We start from the raw sequence: 15,474 nt of genomic DNA, 5'->3' as shown, positions 1-15,474 counted from the left end.
TGGTATCCCTTGAATTTCTGGAAAGAAATTTCCAGAGAAAAACTCTATTCTTTCAGGGACAGACTTTGAAATATATTTTTGCAGACTATCCGCCATTAGAATATAAAAGTTTGGGCAGGGAATACGTTTTGGCGAGTTACCGTATTTTCAAGACTACGCTCTGCGGTACCGATTAAGATCTGTAATTTATCGCCGAAACGACTTTCAATTTCTTTTATTAGTGTGGACAAGCCTTCTAGGTAATTTTTATCACCTTCTTCCTTGCCCGGGCTATCAATTATCAAGAGGCGGGAATGCCGTCCATAATTGTGTTCTATGTCTAATTGTATCAGGCTAAGGTAAAAAGCAAGTTTGGCGCGTAGCTGCTCGCCTTCGGCTATTTCAGAAAAGGAAAGAAAATCTCCATCCTGTTTGTATTTAATATCAAAGCGGTCATTAATTCTGATTTCTGATATTTTTAATCCAAGCGCCTGCACTTCGTTGGTCATTAGGTCTGCTAATTTTTTAAGCACCGACTGTCCATCTTCGTAGCGTATTCTGTTCAATTCAGAAATTGCTTTTATCAGAAGCTTGATTTTTTGTTCAACTTTAGGATCGCCAATTTTTTCCGGTGATTCATTCAACTGCTTAATTCTAAAAGTGACTACTGCTTTTTTCTCGATGAGATCATTTCTTTCTGAATCTCTCGGCCTGATTTTCTTTCGTTCTTCTGCAATAGTCTTCTGCAATTCTTCCAATCGCTCATTCATTACAACGCTATCTTGTAATCCGCCATGCTCTTGTTCCAATTTTATGATATCGCCATATAGAGCATTAGATTTTTCTCTCAGTTCTTCGAATTCTTTTTCAAATTCTTTGATACCTCTTTTGAAATTTTCTTGTACGATGACAAGCCCTTCCAGCTTAGCAGTTAAGTTTGCGGTGTCAACCTCGTGTTCATCATTGGAGATGTCATCCCTACATAGCGCACATTGGTGTGTGTGTGCTGCATTTTGTTTTTTTTCTTTGGTTACTGTATGGCTACAGCTTGGACAGGTCTTTACATCAAGGTTGGAGAAAAACACTCCAATTTCCAGATATTCCTTTATGTCTGTGCGCTGTTTTTCAACCCTTAAGAACTCCTTTCGTAATCTTTTAACTTCTTCATCCACAAATTGTTTACGGCCCTCGACCCGGATTTTTTCATTTCTGGCAGTTTGGATCGAGCTGTTCAAAGTCATTATTCTAGTGCTTTCAGTAGCTACTGTCTTAACTAGAGAATCATATTCCAATAACAATGGAGCAGTATTCAAGCTTTGGTTCTCAGCAATAACTAATTTAGAATACTTCTCATTCAATCCAGCCAGTTCAGTCCCTAGTTCACTTTTTTTGGTGTCAATATCAACAGTTTCTCTCGATGCATAAGATTGTTGTTTGCCTTTAAGGTGCTGCATCTTGTCTCTGGCAACGGAAAGTTTATTAATTGGTGAGGTCAGGTGTAAGCCTAGCAACATTTGAAAAACCTTGGTGCCCTGGGCACCATACATGAGATCCCCAGAATCCTTTGATTCCAAAAAGATGGATTTAAAATAGGTTTGCCAACTGGCCCCGGCTTCGAGCAGATCGTCATTGTCCTTAACTGATGACTTTTGTGTCCAGCGAAGTGAGTAATAGTCGAACTGGTGAAAGAAAAAATCTTGAAGCTGCGATTGAAAGTCCTCTTTTGATGTTGAAGAGAATAATTTTTCCTGTTCGTGCTCACTCTCATTCGGGTAAGTCCTAAATTCTTTGTTAAAAAGAGCAGCTTGGATGCTCTTTTTTTCTCTGTTGATGTAAACAGTGTATTTCTTCTCATTGATGCTGAATACCAGCAAAATATGTTTGATCCATTTTGATATATTGGATTTTAAGCTATCCTGTCCGGTCAGGGCAAATTTAATGATCTTGAAAATGCTCGATTTTCCTTTCAGGTTGTCGGCAACCCACATATTTACCCCTGAATAAATTTCCTGAGTGTAGTCTATTTCCTGATTAGAATATTCCTGTTGTTCATCAGTAATCTTTCTTCCAGAAAAAGCTACGTAATTGATCTCCAGCCTTTTTCCAGTTGACAATGGCGTGTCCATGGTCAATTCAGTATCTAAATCCAATATCTCCTTTATCTCTGCCGCAGTAAAAACATCATCAAATTCTTTTTGAAGACTTTTTATAAAGTTGTCGTAATCAAATTTCATAATCGCTCATTAAACATTTTGTTGTACTCATTTTCTACAGTCTCGGAAATTTCACCTATGAAGTTCTTAAAGGAAGCATTCTTATATTCTTCAATTTTATACTGTGATACTTTGAGCTGCGAACCAGAAAGGTTGCCGAAGTATTTCTTAATTAGTTGGCATCTTTTGACATACCAGTCAAGTGCTGGCAGACTACTCATCGCAGAGGTAACTTTATTGATTGCAAGTTTGGTGACGTAGTACTGTTTTTCGATGGTTTTGAGATCCATCCTTTTTTTGCTGGTGAAATCAATAAAATTGATGCTCTTTAGAAATCCAATAACATCATCAATATCTTCATAGGCTCCAAAAAAGAAACGTTCCATTTCCATTCTCCTTAACTGTGGTTCTGAAGTATTGAATATCAATTTTACTATGACTTTAATTTCCTGTTGTTTAGATGGCTCCCTGACTGCCAGTGCCAATAACTCGTAGGCCAGATAATCTGGATTTCTTATTAAGAAATCTATTTTTTGGACTCTAACTTCGCTTTTGAATACTTTTCTGTAGTCGGGATGTTCAGGAGAAGAGTAATCATCACTGAAATAATAAAGAATTAAAAAAATTCTTAGTCTGTCTTTATAACTGCGTATCTGTTCTTCCAAATTCATTTAGTGTTCGGGTTAAAAATTATTTTTCAAACAGCAACATGAAAAATTTTTGCACAAGGGTGCCAATTTAAATGTATTACAGGTCTAGTTTGATAAATTGACAATAAATCAAACTTAATCAAAATAAAATACTTTTGGTTGATCTTTATTTGCAGAACCCAATTGGGATAAATCTTTAAATCGATTACAAACTAATTCGATGTTTTGACAGCTTTGGGTACAAAAGCTCACTAAAAAGGTAGCTTTTTCATTTTTACGAAACTTTTCCAAAGTTCAAACTTTTCCAAAGTTCTTCAGTTCGATTTGACTATCAATTATCACCACCAAAACCCAAAAATCTATGTAATCTGAAAGTTAAACTTTCAGATTACATGAATTTATAGTATACTTCATGCAAATTGAAAGTCAATCCATTAGCATGATCCAAAGAATCCTCGAAGAAAAACTCATCCAAAGCTTGCAAACCATGCCTGTGGTGGTTATTCTTGGGCCAAGGCAAGTAGGGAAAACCACGTTGGCTTTGGAGCTGGCAAAATCTGCTGTGGAGAAACCTATCCACTACTTGGATTTGGAGTTAAATTCTGACTTGGCCAAGCTGGATGATGCAGAGAGCTACCTGAGACGCTTCGAAAACCAGCTTTTAGTAATTGACGAAGTCCAACGGAAACCTGAGCTCTTCCCTGTATTACGCGCTTTGGTGGATTTGCGAAAGCGAAACGGAGAACGAGCCGGGCATTTTCTGCTTTTAGGTTCTGCCTCCCGAGATCTGTTGCAACAGTCATCAGAAACTCTTGCCGGAAGGATAAGGTATTTGGAACTGAGCCCATTTTCAGTTCCAGAACTTTCTCAAAACGATCCCTTAGGCTTCAATTTGGAGAAATTATGGTTTCGGGGAGGATTTCCAGACAGCTACTTGGCAGAGTCCGAATCTGAAAGTCAAAATTGGAGGCGGGACTTTATTTCCACTTATGTCGAAAAGGACATTCCGCTGTTTGGGCCGTCGGTTCCAGCCACTCGAATGAAGCGTTTTTGGTCTATGCTGGCACATTATCACGGACAACAAGTCGTACTGACCGAAATAGGCAAAAGTCTGGAAGTCAGTCATACGACTGCCCGGACGTATCTGGATATTTTGCAGGATTTCTTTATGGTCAGACAGGTGCATCCTTGGTCTGGCAATACAAAAAAAAGACTGGTCAAAACTCCAAAAGTGTACATTCGAGATACCGGCTTATTACATAGCCTCTTGAATATCTCTTCTTTCGATCAGCTGCTGGGACATCCTGCCGTGGGAGCGAGTTGGGAAGGCTTTGTGATGGAAAATATCCTAAACCAATTGTCCCCAAACTGGACGGCGAGCTACTATCGTTCAAGCAATCAAGCAGAGATCAACCTAGTCCTAGAACATGGATCTAAGGAAGTCTGGGGAGTAGAAATCAAAAAATCCAGTGCCCCGACGATCAGTTCAGGATTTCACCGTGCCTGTGAGGACATTGGTGCTACTAAAAAATATGTAGTCTATTCCGGATCCGATCGGTTTCCAATGCGGGGAGATATAGAAGTGGTCGGACTGATTGAGTTTTTGGGGATGATTTCTGGAGTGGTATAAAAGAAATTGCATGGCTCAAATACTAAGTCTTGAAGTTCTATTTTCAACTCTTCCAAAGTTTAAAACTTTGGAAGAGTTTTAAGTTCGGCTCGACTATCAATTATCACTAAACATCTTCCATAAACCCTAAAAACCATGTAATCTGAAAGTTTGACTTTCAAATTACATGGTTTTGCTACTTTGGAACATCTAGCCGCTTAGGATTTTGGCTCTTTTTTGACTTAATATTCAGCAGCGGGAGATTCATTGAGTGCATTCGTTTCTTGAGAGAAAACCACTTCCTGATCTGAAGTCAAGATCGTGATCAATTCGACTCCCAATACATTCTCCAATTTGCAGATGGTCTCCAACTTAAAATTCTCCTCTCCCCTCACATATTTACTTACCTGCTGAGGAGACACTCCCAACTCCTTGGCCAATCGGGCTTTGTTCCAACCCAAATTGTCCAGTGCATCCAAGATACTGAATGCAATATCAGATGATTTTCCCAACCAATCTTTGTTGGCTTTTCTCCAGACCACTTTCTCCATCCAGTTTTCTGGGGATTGGATACTAAATGATTTAATAGATTTCTTTGGCATCATTATATTTCAACTATCTAAATAGACTATTTTGCCTTCCATATTTTTTTGCTTCAAAAAATCCACAACAGCTTCAATCTTATGCTTTTCTAATTTCGTGTGAGGTCTGTTATCCATAGAGTTAGTGAGCTTAATTGCACCTCCTGAGATGACGAATTCATCACCATATCTTACCGCATATATCCTTAAATAGATTTTTCACTCCTCACCTTTGGCCTTGAGCTTTTGAAAATCATACTCATTCCCAAATTCAGAATTATTCAAAGGCTTAAACAAATGACCTAATTCTTCTGATAGGGCAGCAGTCATTAGCACTTAAAATAGGTGATCTGCTAGGGATATTGTCTCCCGAACCAACTTCCCTACACTTTTGGAGCTGTAAAATCGGTAGTAATCTTTTTTAAAATGCAACGAAGAAAGACCTTAACCATTCTGGATCATTCCACTCAGATCGAAGTTTTGAAAATGCATTCTGAGAAAACTCACTCTCATTTTTCGCTTCGCCTTCAAATTGAGTTGCAAATAATTTCCCATTTGGGCCTCGCAATTCAAAAATACAGATTACATCCATATTAACCTACAGGTTTACTTTCTTCATCATTCTTGACTTTGGGAAAATTTAAACAATCTTCAAACACGGGCAATACTCGCCTAATTCACAGCCTTCAGGATTGCCGGTACAATAGTCAAAGCCAAAAAAACCGTACTGTGAGATCATCACAGGCTTTAGTAAAATATCCAACAATAACTCATATCGCATTGGCTGTGGGAGATCATCTGGAAAATCAACAAAAAGACTCCAAGAACTCATCATCTTGATAAAGGCTACGGTGACCTGAGTTAATTGGTCCTCGCTGAGTCGATCCTTAGGAGGAAAATTTTCCCGCTTCAATCCGCAATAGACTTCAAATATAGGTTCACGATCGCAGTTCAAAAACCTTTCAGATTCTTCAAGTTCTTGCTCTAAGTCCAATTCAGGCCTAGTATTGCCTGATTTTTTGAAATAATCCTCCGGACAGTACGCAGAGGCAATATCCTCCAGCAAAAAGTTAATATAAGCCTGCATATCTAGTTCAGTTTAGATGGTTGAAAAATAATTGACTACCTCAAATTAATCAAATACGCGCAAAAATTCCATCATCACAAAAAACATACTTGTACAACATTTCGTACAACTTATTAACTTTGTGAAAAACCTACATATTTATGGATGTTACTACTTACTCTAATTTTCGTCAGAATCTGAAGGCTCATTTGGATGATGTCGTCAATGATCAAAAGCCACTCTACGTCACCCGAGCTAACGGAGAAGACGTCGTAGTCTTATCTAAGTCTGACTACGAAGGCTTGCAGGAAACATATTACCTGATGAGTAGCCCGAAAAATGCAGAGAGATTGCTCGAAGTCCTTGAGCAAGCCAATAAAGGACTAGGAGTAAAAAGGGATTTAATTGAACCATAAACCTCTACTTTGATGGATGTTATTTTTTATCCAAATGGTTGGAGTGATTATCAATACTGGCTCGAGGCAGATCTTAAGCTGCTAAAAAAAATCAATACATTGATAAAGGAATGTCAGAGAACTCCTTTCACAGGAATAGGCAAGCCTGAGCCACTCAAAAATGAATTGTCAGGCTGGTGGTCCCGAAGAATTGACCGGGAACATCGACTGGTCTATAGAGTAAAGGACGAAGCATTAGAAATCGCGCAGTGTAGGCATCATTATTAAAAATCATCCTTATGCCATTTTTTTCTCCACTTCCACTTTAAGTGGTTTTAGATGTCTAGTGATAATTGACCAAATTATTGAGTCGTCAATATTGTCATAGGAATGTATTAACCTATTTCTCAAACTGATTATTCTTGATGCATTTTCGAACTGATTCGTTGCTGATTCTTTTAGGAATTTATTGACTGCGTCACCAATAATACCCAAATGTCTTTCAAGTGCACCTTTTGTCTTTAAGTCCTTTTGATATTAAATAAATGACTTTATTTCCGACATAAAGTCCTCAATCAGATTAATCGAGCTGGATATGTCAGACAAAAACTTTTTCTCTTTCTCCGTCATAAATCAATTTTTTTGTCCGATTTATAGTTGATTTAAGATAGGGATTACGAATTGAGTCATCTGTCAATAAGTCCACCTTTCTATTAAAAAGTTCTTCAAGTTTATCCCATAGCGAAAGTAAAGCTTCGCCACGATCAGCGGGATTTTCAATGTTTAATTTTACAATAATATCAATGTCACTAGAAATAGGATCAAAATGATCAGTAATAGATGAGCCAAAGCCATAGATTTTATCAACATTATGCGAACGACATAAGTCAACAAAATCGGTGTGTCTTTCTTTTATTAAGGAAAATAAGTCCATTTTCAAATATACTCAATTTCAGTCTCTTATTTTCTTAAGGTTGGTGGTCCCGAAGAATTGACCGTAAACATAGACTGGTCTATCGAGAAAAGGACAAAGCATTAGAAATAGCGCAGTGTAGGCATCATTATTAAAGAAAAATGAGCTCCTTGTGGAGCTTATTAATTCACTGAAATTTCTAAAACAAATATTATTAAAGATTATCGATAAGTTTAGAATTTTGAGTTTCAATCTTTTCAAAATGAGCTTTTAGAAGTTCATTCTCTGCTTCATAAAACTTAACTTTTTCTACTATTTCGTAATTTACAGGCGCACCATTTATCCTTAAAATATGTGAACTAGAAGTATTGTACATTTCTAGTAGGCCCACCTTTGCAACGCTAATTAACGTCCATTTATAATCCCTTAGATCTTCTCTTCTGGGATATTAAGGAATACGTTCTAGATTTGCGCCCTTAACTATTTCTGGGGCATTGTCAATTATATGCTTCTTTAATTTTAAAAGTTGCTCTTCAGTCAACGACATAACAAATCTTCTATTAGATGTGAAATCAATTTTACCTTAAACTTAATTAATAATACTTAAATATCTTATCTAATTTCAGATAATTGGGGTAAAAAAACAAAATGGAGTCCTTTTGAGACCCCATTTTATATTTTCAATTCTAAATTCCTCCCCCTTTAATCTCCCCTCAAAATCTCCATCGGTGGCTGATTGATAATCTTACGGCCATTGAGCCAGCCCAACACTATCGTCAAAACAGTGATCGACAGATATAGCATAGCTGCTTCAAACCAAGCTCCTCTGAATGGGATATTAAACACAAACTCACTCAGCAGCCAAGTTGCCCCAAAGGATAAAATGATCCCTGAAAGCGAAGCTAAACTTCCTAAGAAGAAGTATTCCAGCGTATTAATCTTACTTACGATAGCCGAGCTTGCTCCTAAGGTTCGTAGCAAAATACTCTCTCGCATCCGCTGATATTTGCTAATAATTAACGAACTGATCAATACCAAAATCCCTGTTGCAATGCTGAAAAAGGCCATAAACTGAATCACGAAGCTGATTTTGCCTAGTATCTCTTCCAGCGTCTCCACGATAGTTCCCAGATTGATAATGGAGATATTCGGGAACTCCCTTACTATCTCAGCCTGTACATCGGCAGCTTCACGGTCATTCTTTGTTTTAGTGATCAGCACATGGAATTTCGGTGCCTGATCCAATACTCCTTCCGGAAAGAGCACCAAGAAATTGGTAGAAACCTGATTGAACTTCACGTCCCGAAAACTTCCAATGAAAGCTTTGATCGGCCTTCCCTGCACATTAAACTCAATCTCATCCCCTATTGCCAAGCCATTTCCTGTGGCAAACCCTTTTTCGAAAGAGACAAAAATAGTGTCACCTCTGGTGCCCATCGGAATCAATTCACCATCTGCCAGTGTCTCTGAGGAAATGAGCGTGTCCCGATATGTCACACGGAACTCACGATTGTACAGGAAGCGAGAGTAATTTTCTTCGTCCGAAAGCTCCTCATTTTCCTTTTTATCCACTCCATTGATTTCATTCAGCAGCAAAGTTACTATAGGCACTTCCTGCATGATTGGAAGGTTTCTTGATTCAATTTTCGCTTTCACATCTTGGAGTTGAGCCGTTTGAATATCAAATAGCAGCATATTTGGCTGATCTTCTTTGTCTGCAAACTTGGCTTCTTCAAGCAATTGATTTTGGAGAAAAAAGAGTGTAGAAATCATAGCGGTTCCCAAACCGATGGTCGCGATCAAAGAAACTGTCTGGTTATTTGGCCGGTATAAATTCGCCAAGGATTGACGTAAGGTATAAGTGAAAGAAATAGGTAAAAATCGCCTGACTGCCCAGATAATCGCCTGAGCTACACCCCATAAAATTCCGAACGCAAAAACCACAAATCCTGTAAAGCCAAAAGCGAAATCAACTCGATCCAATAGATAGAAACTAAATCCCCAGATAAAAGCCAGAATCCCTAAAATTACCAACCAGCGTAATGGATCCTTGAGCAAAGTGGAATCGCCAGTTTCTGGTCTCAATGTCGCCATTGGTGACACATTTCTCACTTTCAACAGAGGCAAAAGCGCAAACAATACTGACACAAATAAGCCTGTGACAACACCAAAACCTACCGACAGCCAAGAGATAGAAAAGGAAACTTCAACCGGAAGAAAATCTGCGAAAACAGCAGGCAGCACAAATTGAAGTAGTGTTCCTAGAAAAGCGCCAAGTATCGCTCCGACAAAGCCCATAATGATGATCTCCGTAAGATAAATCAGCAAGACATCTCTGGAAGAAACACCCAGACAACGTAAGACAGCTACTGAAGACAACTTTTCCTTCACAAAAACATTCACTGCACTCGCCACTCCCACACAGCCAAGAAGCAATGCGATAAAAGCAACCAAGCTCAGGAAGTTAGAAAGATTGGCAAATGAGCGACCAGTGGATCGCTTTCTGTCCTCCACAGTATCCGCGTCCACACGCTCTTCTTCCCATTGATCCTCGTATGGCTTAATTAACGCCTCTACATCAGTTCCCGGCTCAAACTGAAAATATCGGCTATACTCCACACGACTACCATACTGTATCAAACCAGTTTCCTCCAAATAAGCCTTTGGTATATAAACTGCAGGAGCTACGGATGCTGTAATCCCTGTTTGCCCAGGCACTTTTTGCAATTCTCCCACTACTTCGAAAAGCACCTCACCCACTTTGATCTGGTCTCCAACTTCCGCATTGAACTGAGCCATCAGCGTCTTTTCTACCAAGGCCTTTTTTCCTCCTGAGCGAAAATCCGCATCTCCCGAAGCAGGAATTGTTTCAAAAAAACCATAGAATGGAAATGCTCCTTCGAGCGCTCGAACCTGAGTAAGCCGACTGGCTCCAGTCTTAGGATAAGCAACCATACTCGCAAAATTCACTTCGGAAGCCATTTGCGTAGCCGCGCTATCTATCGTCTGATCGCCTACTGGCTTGTTGTTTTCAAGTACCAAATCAGCTCCTAAAAGCTCTTTGGCCTGATTGTCAATGTCTGCTGTGAGATTTTCTCCAAATGAACTAATTGCTACCAAAGCTGCAATTCCGACCACTATGGAAGAAACGAAAAGCAACAGTCGAGAGATGTTTTTTCGGAAATCCCGAAAAGCCATCTTAAAAATCCATCCGTAATCAGGCATTTGCATCCTCCTGTATTTTTCCACCCTTAATATGAATGATGCGTTGAGTTTTGGCTGCCAGTTCCAAATCATGCGTAACCAAAACCAGTGTAGTTCCCTCTTCTTTATTGAGGTCAAAAATCAATTTCTCTATCATTTCCCCAGTTTCTGTATCCAGATTTCCCGTTGGTTCGTCAGCGAAAAGAATTTTTGGCTCATTGGCAAAAGCTCTGGCTATCGAAACCCGCTGCTGCTCTCCACCGGAAAGTTGTGTAGGATAATGAGTGCCTCTGTCTCCAAGTCCTACTTTATTGAGAAGTTCCTGCGCTTTTTGACGTGCATCTTTTCTCTTTTTCAGCTCCAGCGGAACCATTACATTTTCTAAAGCGGTCAGTGTAGGCAGAAGTTGAAAATTCTGAAAAATAAAGCCTACGCTCTGATTTCTAACCGCAGCTCGCTGATCTTCCGAAAGCTTCTCCAGCGACTTACCGTCCAACACAACGCTACCTGTAGAGCCGGAATCTAATCCGGCACAAAGTCCGAGAAGAGTCGTCTTACCACTGCCTGATGGGCCAACTATGGAGATGGTTTCGCCTGATTTAATATCAAATGTAACTTCGTCTAAGACAGTCAGTTTTCTGCTGCCACTAGTATAAACCTTGCTTAGGTTTGAAACTGATAAAATATTCATGTATTGTACTTGGGTGGGAGATGGATTTGATAAATGCTTAACGGCAAACCCTTATTATTGTTGATGGAAGATAGCAATCCCGCTACAAACCAGCAAATCACTTTGTGTCGGTTGTAAAAACATCCTTCTTCAAGATGTTCAACCTCTTTTTTCTCCATTCAAAATTTTCACAAAACAGATGGACGTTAATTTTATTTAAAATTAATCTAAATAAAATGAGGTGATTTCAGATCCGCTCCCTATTTTTGCCTTATCAATAATCAATCTTAATAAAATTATGAAGGGAGTTTTTACCTGTTTTGCACTATACTTCATCAGTATTTTGAGTGCTTATAGCCAATCCAATTATGAACTTCGTGGCTCAATTTCTACTAGTGGAGGAGAACCTTTGATCGGAGCAAGCATCCAAGTTGCTGGAACTTCATTTGGCGCTGTCACAGATATCGAAGGCAGCTATTCATTGGTTTTTGACAAGCCGGGAGAGCATCAGTTGAAATTATCATTCATTGGATTCATTCCTGTCAATGAAAAAATAAACATCAATAAGCCTGTATTCACAAGAAATTTCCAATTGGAAGAGGAGACTTCGAGCTTGCAGGAAGTGGAGATTGTAGGTAGAAAAGAAGAAGGCTATAAAAACACCTCAACTTTCATCGGCAGCAAAACACAAACGAACATCAAAGATCTGCCCCAGTCAGTTTCGTATGTGACCAAAGAATTGATTTTGGATCAGGGACTAATGCGCGTAGGCGAAACGGTGAAGAACTTCTCCGGGGTAAGTCAATTTACCTTCTATGATGACATCACCATCCGTGGCTTCCGCATCAACGGAGGTAGCAATACGCAATTGGTAAACGGAATGCGCTCTACTTCAGGCTTCTGGAAACAGCCTTTGATCAATTATTTGGAGCGAGTAGAAGTACTGAAAGGCCCATCTTCCGCACTTTTTGGCAATGCCAGTCCTGGTGGCGTAGTGAATAGAGTAACTAAAAAGCCACTTGACATCAATAGAAACAGTATGAGTTTCTCTGTTGGAAGTTTTAATAATTTCAGAGGATTGGCCGATTTCACAGGCCCTGCAAACAAGTCAAAAACCTTGCTTTATAGATTAAATCTTGGATACGAGGACGCGCAGAATTTCAGAGATCTTCAATTTGACAAAAACATCGTGGTAGCTCCATCATTATCATTCATCGCATCCGAAAAGACTCGCGTGAATTTAGATTTGGTATTTAATAATTCAAGCAGCCGACTGGACAGAGGCCAATCTACTTTTGAGAATGATCTCTATTCCACACCTACCTCCAGATCACTGAATACCGCGAATGACTATTTGAAAGAGCAGACTTACACGATCACCACTTCGCTGAATCATCAGATCAACAAGGATATAAGCTTCAACGCCTCCTACATGAAGACAGGATATAATGAAGATCTCACTGAGCATAGATCTTCAAATAGCTATGCTTTAGATGGCGATGGAAATACAATTGGCACCATGGTAGGGCGACAAGTATTCATCAGAAAAAGAACCCGATTTGTGGACAACCTTTCTGCTTATTTTAATATTCAGAAAACTACAGGAAAACTAACCCATAAACTGGTTCTTGGCTATGATTATGCCCAAGAAACGTTACCAGCCGGTGGCTCACAATTGACTGCCAATGGCTATAAAAATGCACCAAACACAGGTTCCATTTCCAGATTCAATCCAGCAAATAAGGGTGCCTACCTTCTAGACAAAAATGGAAATCCGGTACCAAATGTTTCTCATTTTGACCTTGAGAATCCGATCAATTCTCAGACCATGCAGGATATGTCTAAATATTTCTATGCCCAGAGAAGTTTCGACCCCACACTTTATCACTTGAATGGGTTTTATGCTCAGGATCAGATCACATTAGGAAAACTCGAAGCAATGATTGGTATTAGGTATGAAGTATATACAGACTTTGAAAATTATAAAAAGGAGAATGAGGAAAAAGTGAAGCAGAACGTATTGCTTCCAAGGTTAGGTTTGGTGTTCAAAGCTAATGAGAACATGAATTTCTACGGCACTTACGTGGAAGGATACAATCCTCAAACTGCTTCCACTATATCGAATCCAAATGCAGGTGGCCCGTTTGACCCACTGATCAGCTCTATGGTAGAATTTGGAATGAAGTCTGACTGGTTCAACAAACGTCTGGAATTGACTACCGGGATTTATAAAATTGATCAAAAGAACACCTTATATCAGGTCCCGGGAGAAAATGACTTGCTAGAGCAAATTGGAAAAGAAACTGCTAAAGGGGTGGAATTTGATGTAACTGGGAGAATCCTGATGAATTGGAGTATAATGGCTTCCTATGCCTATAATGTGGCCGAAATCACAGAAAGTCCTAATGAGGAAGACCTAGGCAGACAAAAGCCAAATGCACCAAAACACCAAGGTAATCTTTGGACCAAATATGAGTTTGATCAAGGAGCCCTGACAGGTTTGGGAGTTGGGTTTGGAGCAAATTTCGTAACGGAAAGAAATCTTTCTCTCAGTGAAGCTCAAACCATTCCTGGATACAATGTCATGAACGCAGCGCTTTTTTACACCACAGGAAACGTTCGCCTTCAGCTCAACGTCAATAATCTAGCTGACAAAACCTACTGGGTAGGTGGATACGACTACTTGAGACTTTTCCCAGGTGCACCTAGAAATATTTTGGGAACAATCACTTTCTCATTCTAATCCAGAAAAGTGGCGGCGAAAAAATCTAAAAACTTACTTTGGAAGATCCACCAATGGATCGGTCTTTACGTGGGAATCGTCATTGCAGCGCTCAGTTTAACTGGCGCTGTGGCCGTTTTCATCCCTGAGATCGATGCCTTTCTAGAGCGCAAGTATGAAGTGACAGAAATCGGAGACACCTACACGCCGATGAATAAGGTGATCTCCCAAGTTCAATTGGATAATCCGGATTTTAGAATTCTTGGCGCTATGCCGCCAGCAAAAGCCAGTGATCCCCTTATATTGGACATTTTCTTCGAAGCTGATGCAAAAGACTCCGAGCGAATTCAAGTGTTCATCAATCCATACACAGGAGCAATCCTCGGACAGAAATCTCACACAAACAGCCTCTCCAATTATCTCCGCCAAATTCATGTTCGCCTGATGGATGGCTGGTGGGGCAGACAGATCGTGGGGTTGGCAGGTGTTGGGCTATTTATTCTGTGCATTACGGGATTGCTTATCTATGGGCAATTCATGAAAAACCAGCTCTTCGGCGCAATCAGACAAAAGAATCTCAGAATCCTGATGGCCGATTGGCACAAAATGGTGGGAATGGCGGCCCTGCTTTTCAATCTAATGATCGCAGGAACTGGGGCTTGGCTTGGCCTTCAACCAATTTTGATCAAAGCTTTTGATATTAAAGCTCCCAATACTTTCCTGAGAGCAGCGAAAATCTCAAGTCCTGAAACCGACATTAATCAAGAATATGATTACTGGATGGCCATAGAAGTGGCCAAATCGCAAATCCCTCAGTTCACTCCTACTCAAGTCATTCCCTCAAAAAATGGCACAAATACCATTGAGATAAAAGGTGATGTAAGTCATTTACCTTTCGAGCCGCATATTTCCAAAGTAGTATTGGATAAAACCTCCTTAGAAGTTCTGGACGTCTATGACATACGCCAACAAGAATTTTCTGATAAGTTCTATTATATGCAGGAGGGATTGCACTTTGGTAGATTTGGCGGGATATTCCTGAAAATCGCCTATGCTTTACTCGCCATTACGTCTGGTGTACTTTCGATCACTGGATTTTTCATCTATTTGATCCGGAAGAAAAAAACGGCAGAAGAAAAAGATCAAGTTAAAAAGACAATCTTCATTTATTCCATCTCTACAATTGCTCTTATTATTGGTTTGGCCCTGATCTCGGTATTTATAGGATATGCTTATGCCACCATGTTGGTGACTCCGGCAGTTTATATTTTCTTACTTGCATTTATCAGCTATCAGTTATTTCGCTTTTGGAAAAAGGAAAAATCCACAAAGGAAACGATTCATGAAAAAGCATAAACAGCTTACGGAACATTATCTATTACCCTTGAATCTCTGCTTCCTTTCATTCTTTGGGTTATTTCTGATTTATGAATTAGACAAGTTGCTCATGGTAGGATCACAGCAATCCACGG

The 15,474-nt window shown here is 39.6% G+C and carries 13 protein-coding genes and 2 pseudogenes; 6 read left to right on the top strand and 9 right to left on the bottom strand.

All coding sequences use genetic code 11. The features are described 5' to 3' along the window. Window positions 1-95 precede the first annotated feature (95 nt). Entirely contained in the window at window positions 96-2,213 is a 2,118-nt protein-coding gene (locus BVH04_RS12580; RefSeq protein ID WP_086541824.1) for a P-loop NTPase family protein, read from the bottom strand. Then, complete coding sequence (locus BVH04_RS12575; protein WP_086541823.1) at window positions 2,210-2,863, bottom strand: hypothetical protein; 654 nt, start codon at window positions 2,861-2,863, stop codon at window positions 2,210-2,212. The genes BVH04_RS12580 and BVH04_RS12575 overlap by 4 nt, the downstream gene beginning before the upstream one ends. Before the next feature lie 418 nt (window positions 2,864-3,281). Here BVH04_RS12575 and BVH04_RS12570 point away from each other — a divergent pair, with 418 nt between their 5' ends. After that, window positions 3,282-4,472 carry an ATP-binding protein gene (locus BVH04_RS12570; protein WP_086541886.1) on the top strand — a complete coding sequence of 397 codons (1,191 nt, stop codon included), beginning with the start codon at window positions 3,282-3,284 and terminating at the stop codon, window positions 4,470-4,472. A gap of 221 nt (window positions 4,473-4,693) precedes the next feature. Here BVH04_RS12570 and BVH04_RS12565 read toward each other — a convergent pair whose 3' ends face one another. The 3 genes from BVH04_RS12565 to BVH04_RS12560 all read right to left on the bottom strand — a co-directional run bounded on the left by BVH04_RS12565 (window position 4,694) and on the right by BVH04_RS12560 (window position 6,119). After that, window positions 4,694-5,056, bottom strand: coding sequence for a helix-turn-helix domain-containing protein (locus tag BVH04_RS12565; RefSeq protein ID WP_086541822.1), 363 nt, complete (start codon window positions 5,054-5,056; stop codon window positions 4,694-4,696). Between the two features lie 397 nt (window positions 5,057-5,453). Then, window positions 5,454-5,624 (bottom strand): hypothetical protein, encoded by a 171-nt coding sequence (locus BVH04_RS25465; RefSeq protein ID WP_169714425.1) that lies wholly within the window; start codon window positions 5,622-5,624, stop codon window positions 5,454-5,456. 48 nt (window positions 5,625-5,672) lie between these two features. Beyond that, a complete protein-coding gene (locus tag BVH04_RS12560) occupies window positions 5,673-6,119 on the bottom strand; it encodes a hypothetical protein (RefSeq protein WP_086541821.1) in 447 nt (148 codons plus the stop codon). A 140-nt stretch (window positions 6,120-6,259) separates the two neighbouring features. On the opposite strand from BVH04_RS12560, the gene BVH04_RS12555 reads away from it, so the two are divergent. Together BVH04_RS12555 and BVH04_RS12550 are read left to right on the top strand one after the other, a co-directional pair. Next, window positions 6,260-6,514, top strand: coding sequence for a type II toxin-antitoxin system Phd/YefM family antitoxin (locus BVH04_RS12555; RefSeq protein ID WP_086541820.1), 255 nt, complete (start codon window positions 6,260-6,262; stop codon window positions 6,512-6,514). Between the two features lie 12 nt (window positions 6,515-6,526). Next, a complete protein-coding gene (locus BVH04_RS12550; RefSeq protein ID WP_086541819.1) occupies window positions 6,527-6,781 on the top strand; it encodes a Txe/YoeB family addiction module toxin in 255 nt (84 codons plus the stop codon). Window positions 6,782-6,790: 9 nt separating this feature from the next. Here the strand turns inward: BVH04_RS12550 and BVH04_RS26645 are convergent. After that, window positions 6,791-7,015 (bottom strand): annotated as a pseudogene (locus BVH04_RS26645) (HepT-like ribonuclease domain-containing protein); the annotation flags it as partial. 76 nt (window positions 7,016-7,091) lie between these two features. Next, the gene (locus tag BVH04_RS12540) at window positions 7,092-7,427 is read right to left on the bottom strand and encodes a nucleotidyltransferase family protein (RefSeq protein ID WP_086541818.1); all 336 of its coding nucleotides are present in this window, start codon (window positions 7,425-7,427) and stop codon (window positions 7,092-7,094) included. Between the two features lie 50 nt (window positions 7,428-7,477). Between BVH04_RS12540 and BVH04_RS12535 the strand changes: the two are divergent. Then, window positions 7,478-7,561 (top strand): annotated as a pseudogene (locus BVH04_RS12535) (type II toxin-antitoxin system YoeB family toxin); the annotation flags it as partial. A gap of 547 nt (window positions 7,562-8,108) precedes the next feature. On the opposite strand, the gene BVH04_RS12530 reads toward BVH04_RS12535, so the two are convergent. Continuing rightward, window positions 8,109-10,631, bottom strand: a complete 2,523-nt coding sequence (locus BVH04_RS12530) for an ABC transporter permease (RefSeq protein ID WP_086541884.1) — start codon at window positions 10,629-10,631, stop codon at window positions 8,109-8,111. Further along, the gene (locus BVH04_RS12525) at window positions 10,624-11,301 is read right to left on the bottom strand and encodes an ABC transporter ATP-binding protein (RefSeq protein WP_086541817.1); all 678 of its coding nucleotides are present in this window, start codon (window positions 11,299-11,301) and stop codon (window positions 10,624-10,626) included. The genes BVH04_RS12530 and BVH04_RS12525 overlap by 8 nt, the downstream gene beginning before the upstream one ends. Before the next feature lie 277 nt (window positions 11,302-11,578). On the opposite strand from BVH04_RS12525, the gene BVH04_RS12520 reads away from it, so the two are divergent. After that, window positions 11,579-14,023 carry a TonB-dependent receptor gene (locus tag BVH04_RS12520; RefSeq protein ID WP_086541816.1) on the top strand — a complete coding sequence of 815 codons (2,445 nt, stop codon included), beginning with the start codon at window positions 11,579-11,581 and terminating at the stop codon, window positions 14,021-14,023. Between the two features lie 9 nt (window positions 14,024-14,032). Next, window positions 14,033-15,358: a PepSY-associated TM helix domain-containing protein gene (locus BVH04_RS12515; RefSeq protein ID WP_086541815.1), complete on the top strand. Its 1,326-nt coding sequence runs from the start codon at window positions 14,033-14,035 to the stop codon at window positions 15,356-15,358. Window positions 15,359-15,474 lie beyond the last annotated feature (116 nt).

The organism is Algoriphagus antarcticus (genome assembly GCF_002150685.1).
In the GTDB taxonomy this organism is placed as follows: Bacteria; Bacteroidota; Bacteroidia; order Cytophagales; family Cyclobacteriaceae; genus Algoriphagus; species Algoriphagus antarcticus.
The sequence above is the reverse complement of the archived record's forward strand: the minus strand, read 5'-3'. Positions and strand labels throughout refer to the sequence as shown.

Coding starts and splice junctions, on each gene's coding strand:
- BVH04_RS12520 (WP_086541816.1), top strand. CDS start 11,579: ATGAAGGGAGTTTTTACCTGTTTTGCACTATACTTCATCAGTATTTTG.
- BVH04_RS12550 (WP_086541819.1), top strand. CDS start 6,527: ATGGATGTTATTTTTTATCCAAATGGTTGGAGTGATTATCAATACTGG.
- BVH04_RS12530 (WP_086541884.1), bottom strand. CDS start 10,631: ATGCCTGATTACGGATGGATTTTTAAGATGGCTTTTCGGGATTTCCGA.
- BVH04_RS12540 (WP_086541818.1), bottom strand. CDS start 7,427: ATGGACTTATTTTCCTTAATAAAAGAAAGACACACCGATTTTGTTGAC.
- BVH04_RS12580 (WP_086541824.1), bottom strand. CDS start 2,213: ATGAAATTTGATTACGACAACTTTATAAAAAGTCTTCAAAAAGAATTT.
- BVH04_RS12525 (WP_086541817.1), bottom strand. CDS start 11,301: ATGAATATTTTATCAGTTTCAAACCTAAGCAAGGTTTATACTAGTGGC.
- BVH04_RS12560 (WP_086541821.1), bottom strand. CDS start 6,119: ATGCAGGCTTATATTAACTTTTTGCTGGAGGATATTGCCTCTGCGTAC.
- BVH04_RS25465 (WP_169714425.1), bottom strand. CDS start 5,624: ATGGATGTAATCTGTATTTTTGAATTGCGAGGCCCAAATGGGAAATTA.
- BVH04_RS12575 (WP_086541823.1), bottom strand. CDS start 2,863: ATGAATTTGGAAGAACAGATACGCAGTTATAAAGACAGACTAAGAATT.
- BVH04_RS12565 (WP_086541822.1), bottom strand. CDS start 5,056: ATGATGCCAAAGAAATCTATTAAATCATTTAGTATCCAATCCCCAGAA.
- BVH04_RS12555 (WP_086541820.1), top strand. CDS start 6,260: ATGGATGTTACTACTTACTCTAATTTTCGTCAGAATCTGAAGGCTCAT.
- BVH04_RS12570 (WP_086541886.1), top strand. CDS start 3,282: ATGATCCAAAGAATCCTCGAAGAAAAACTCATCCAAAGCTTGCAAACC.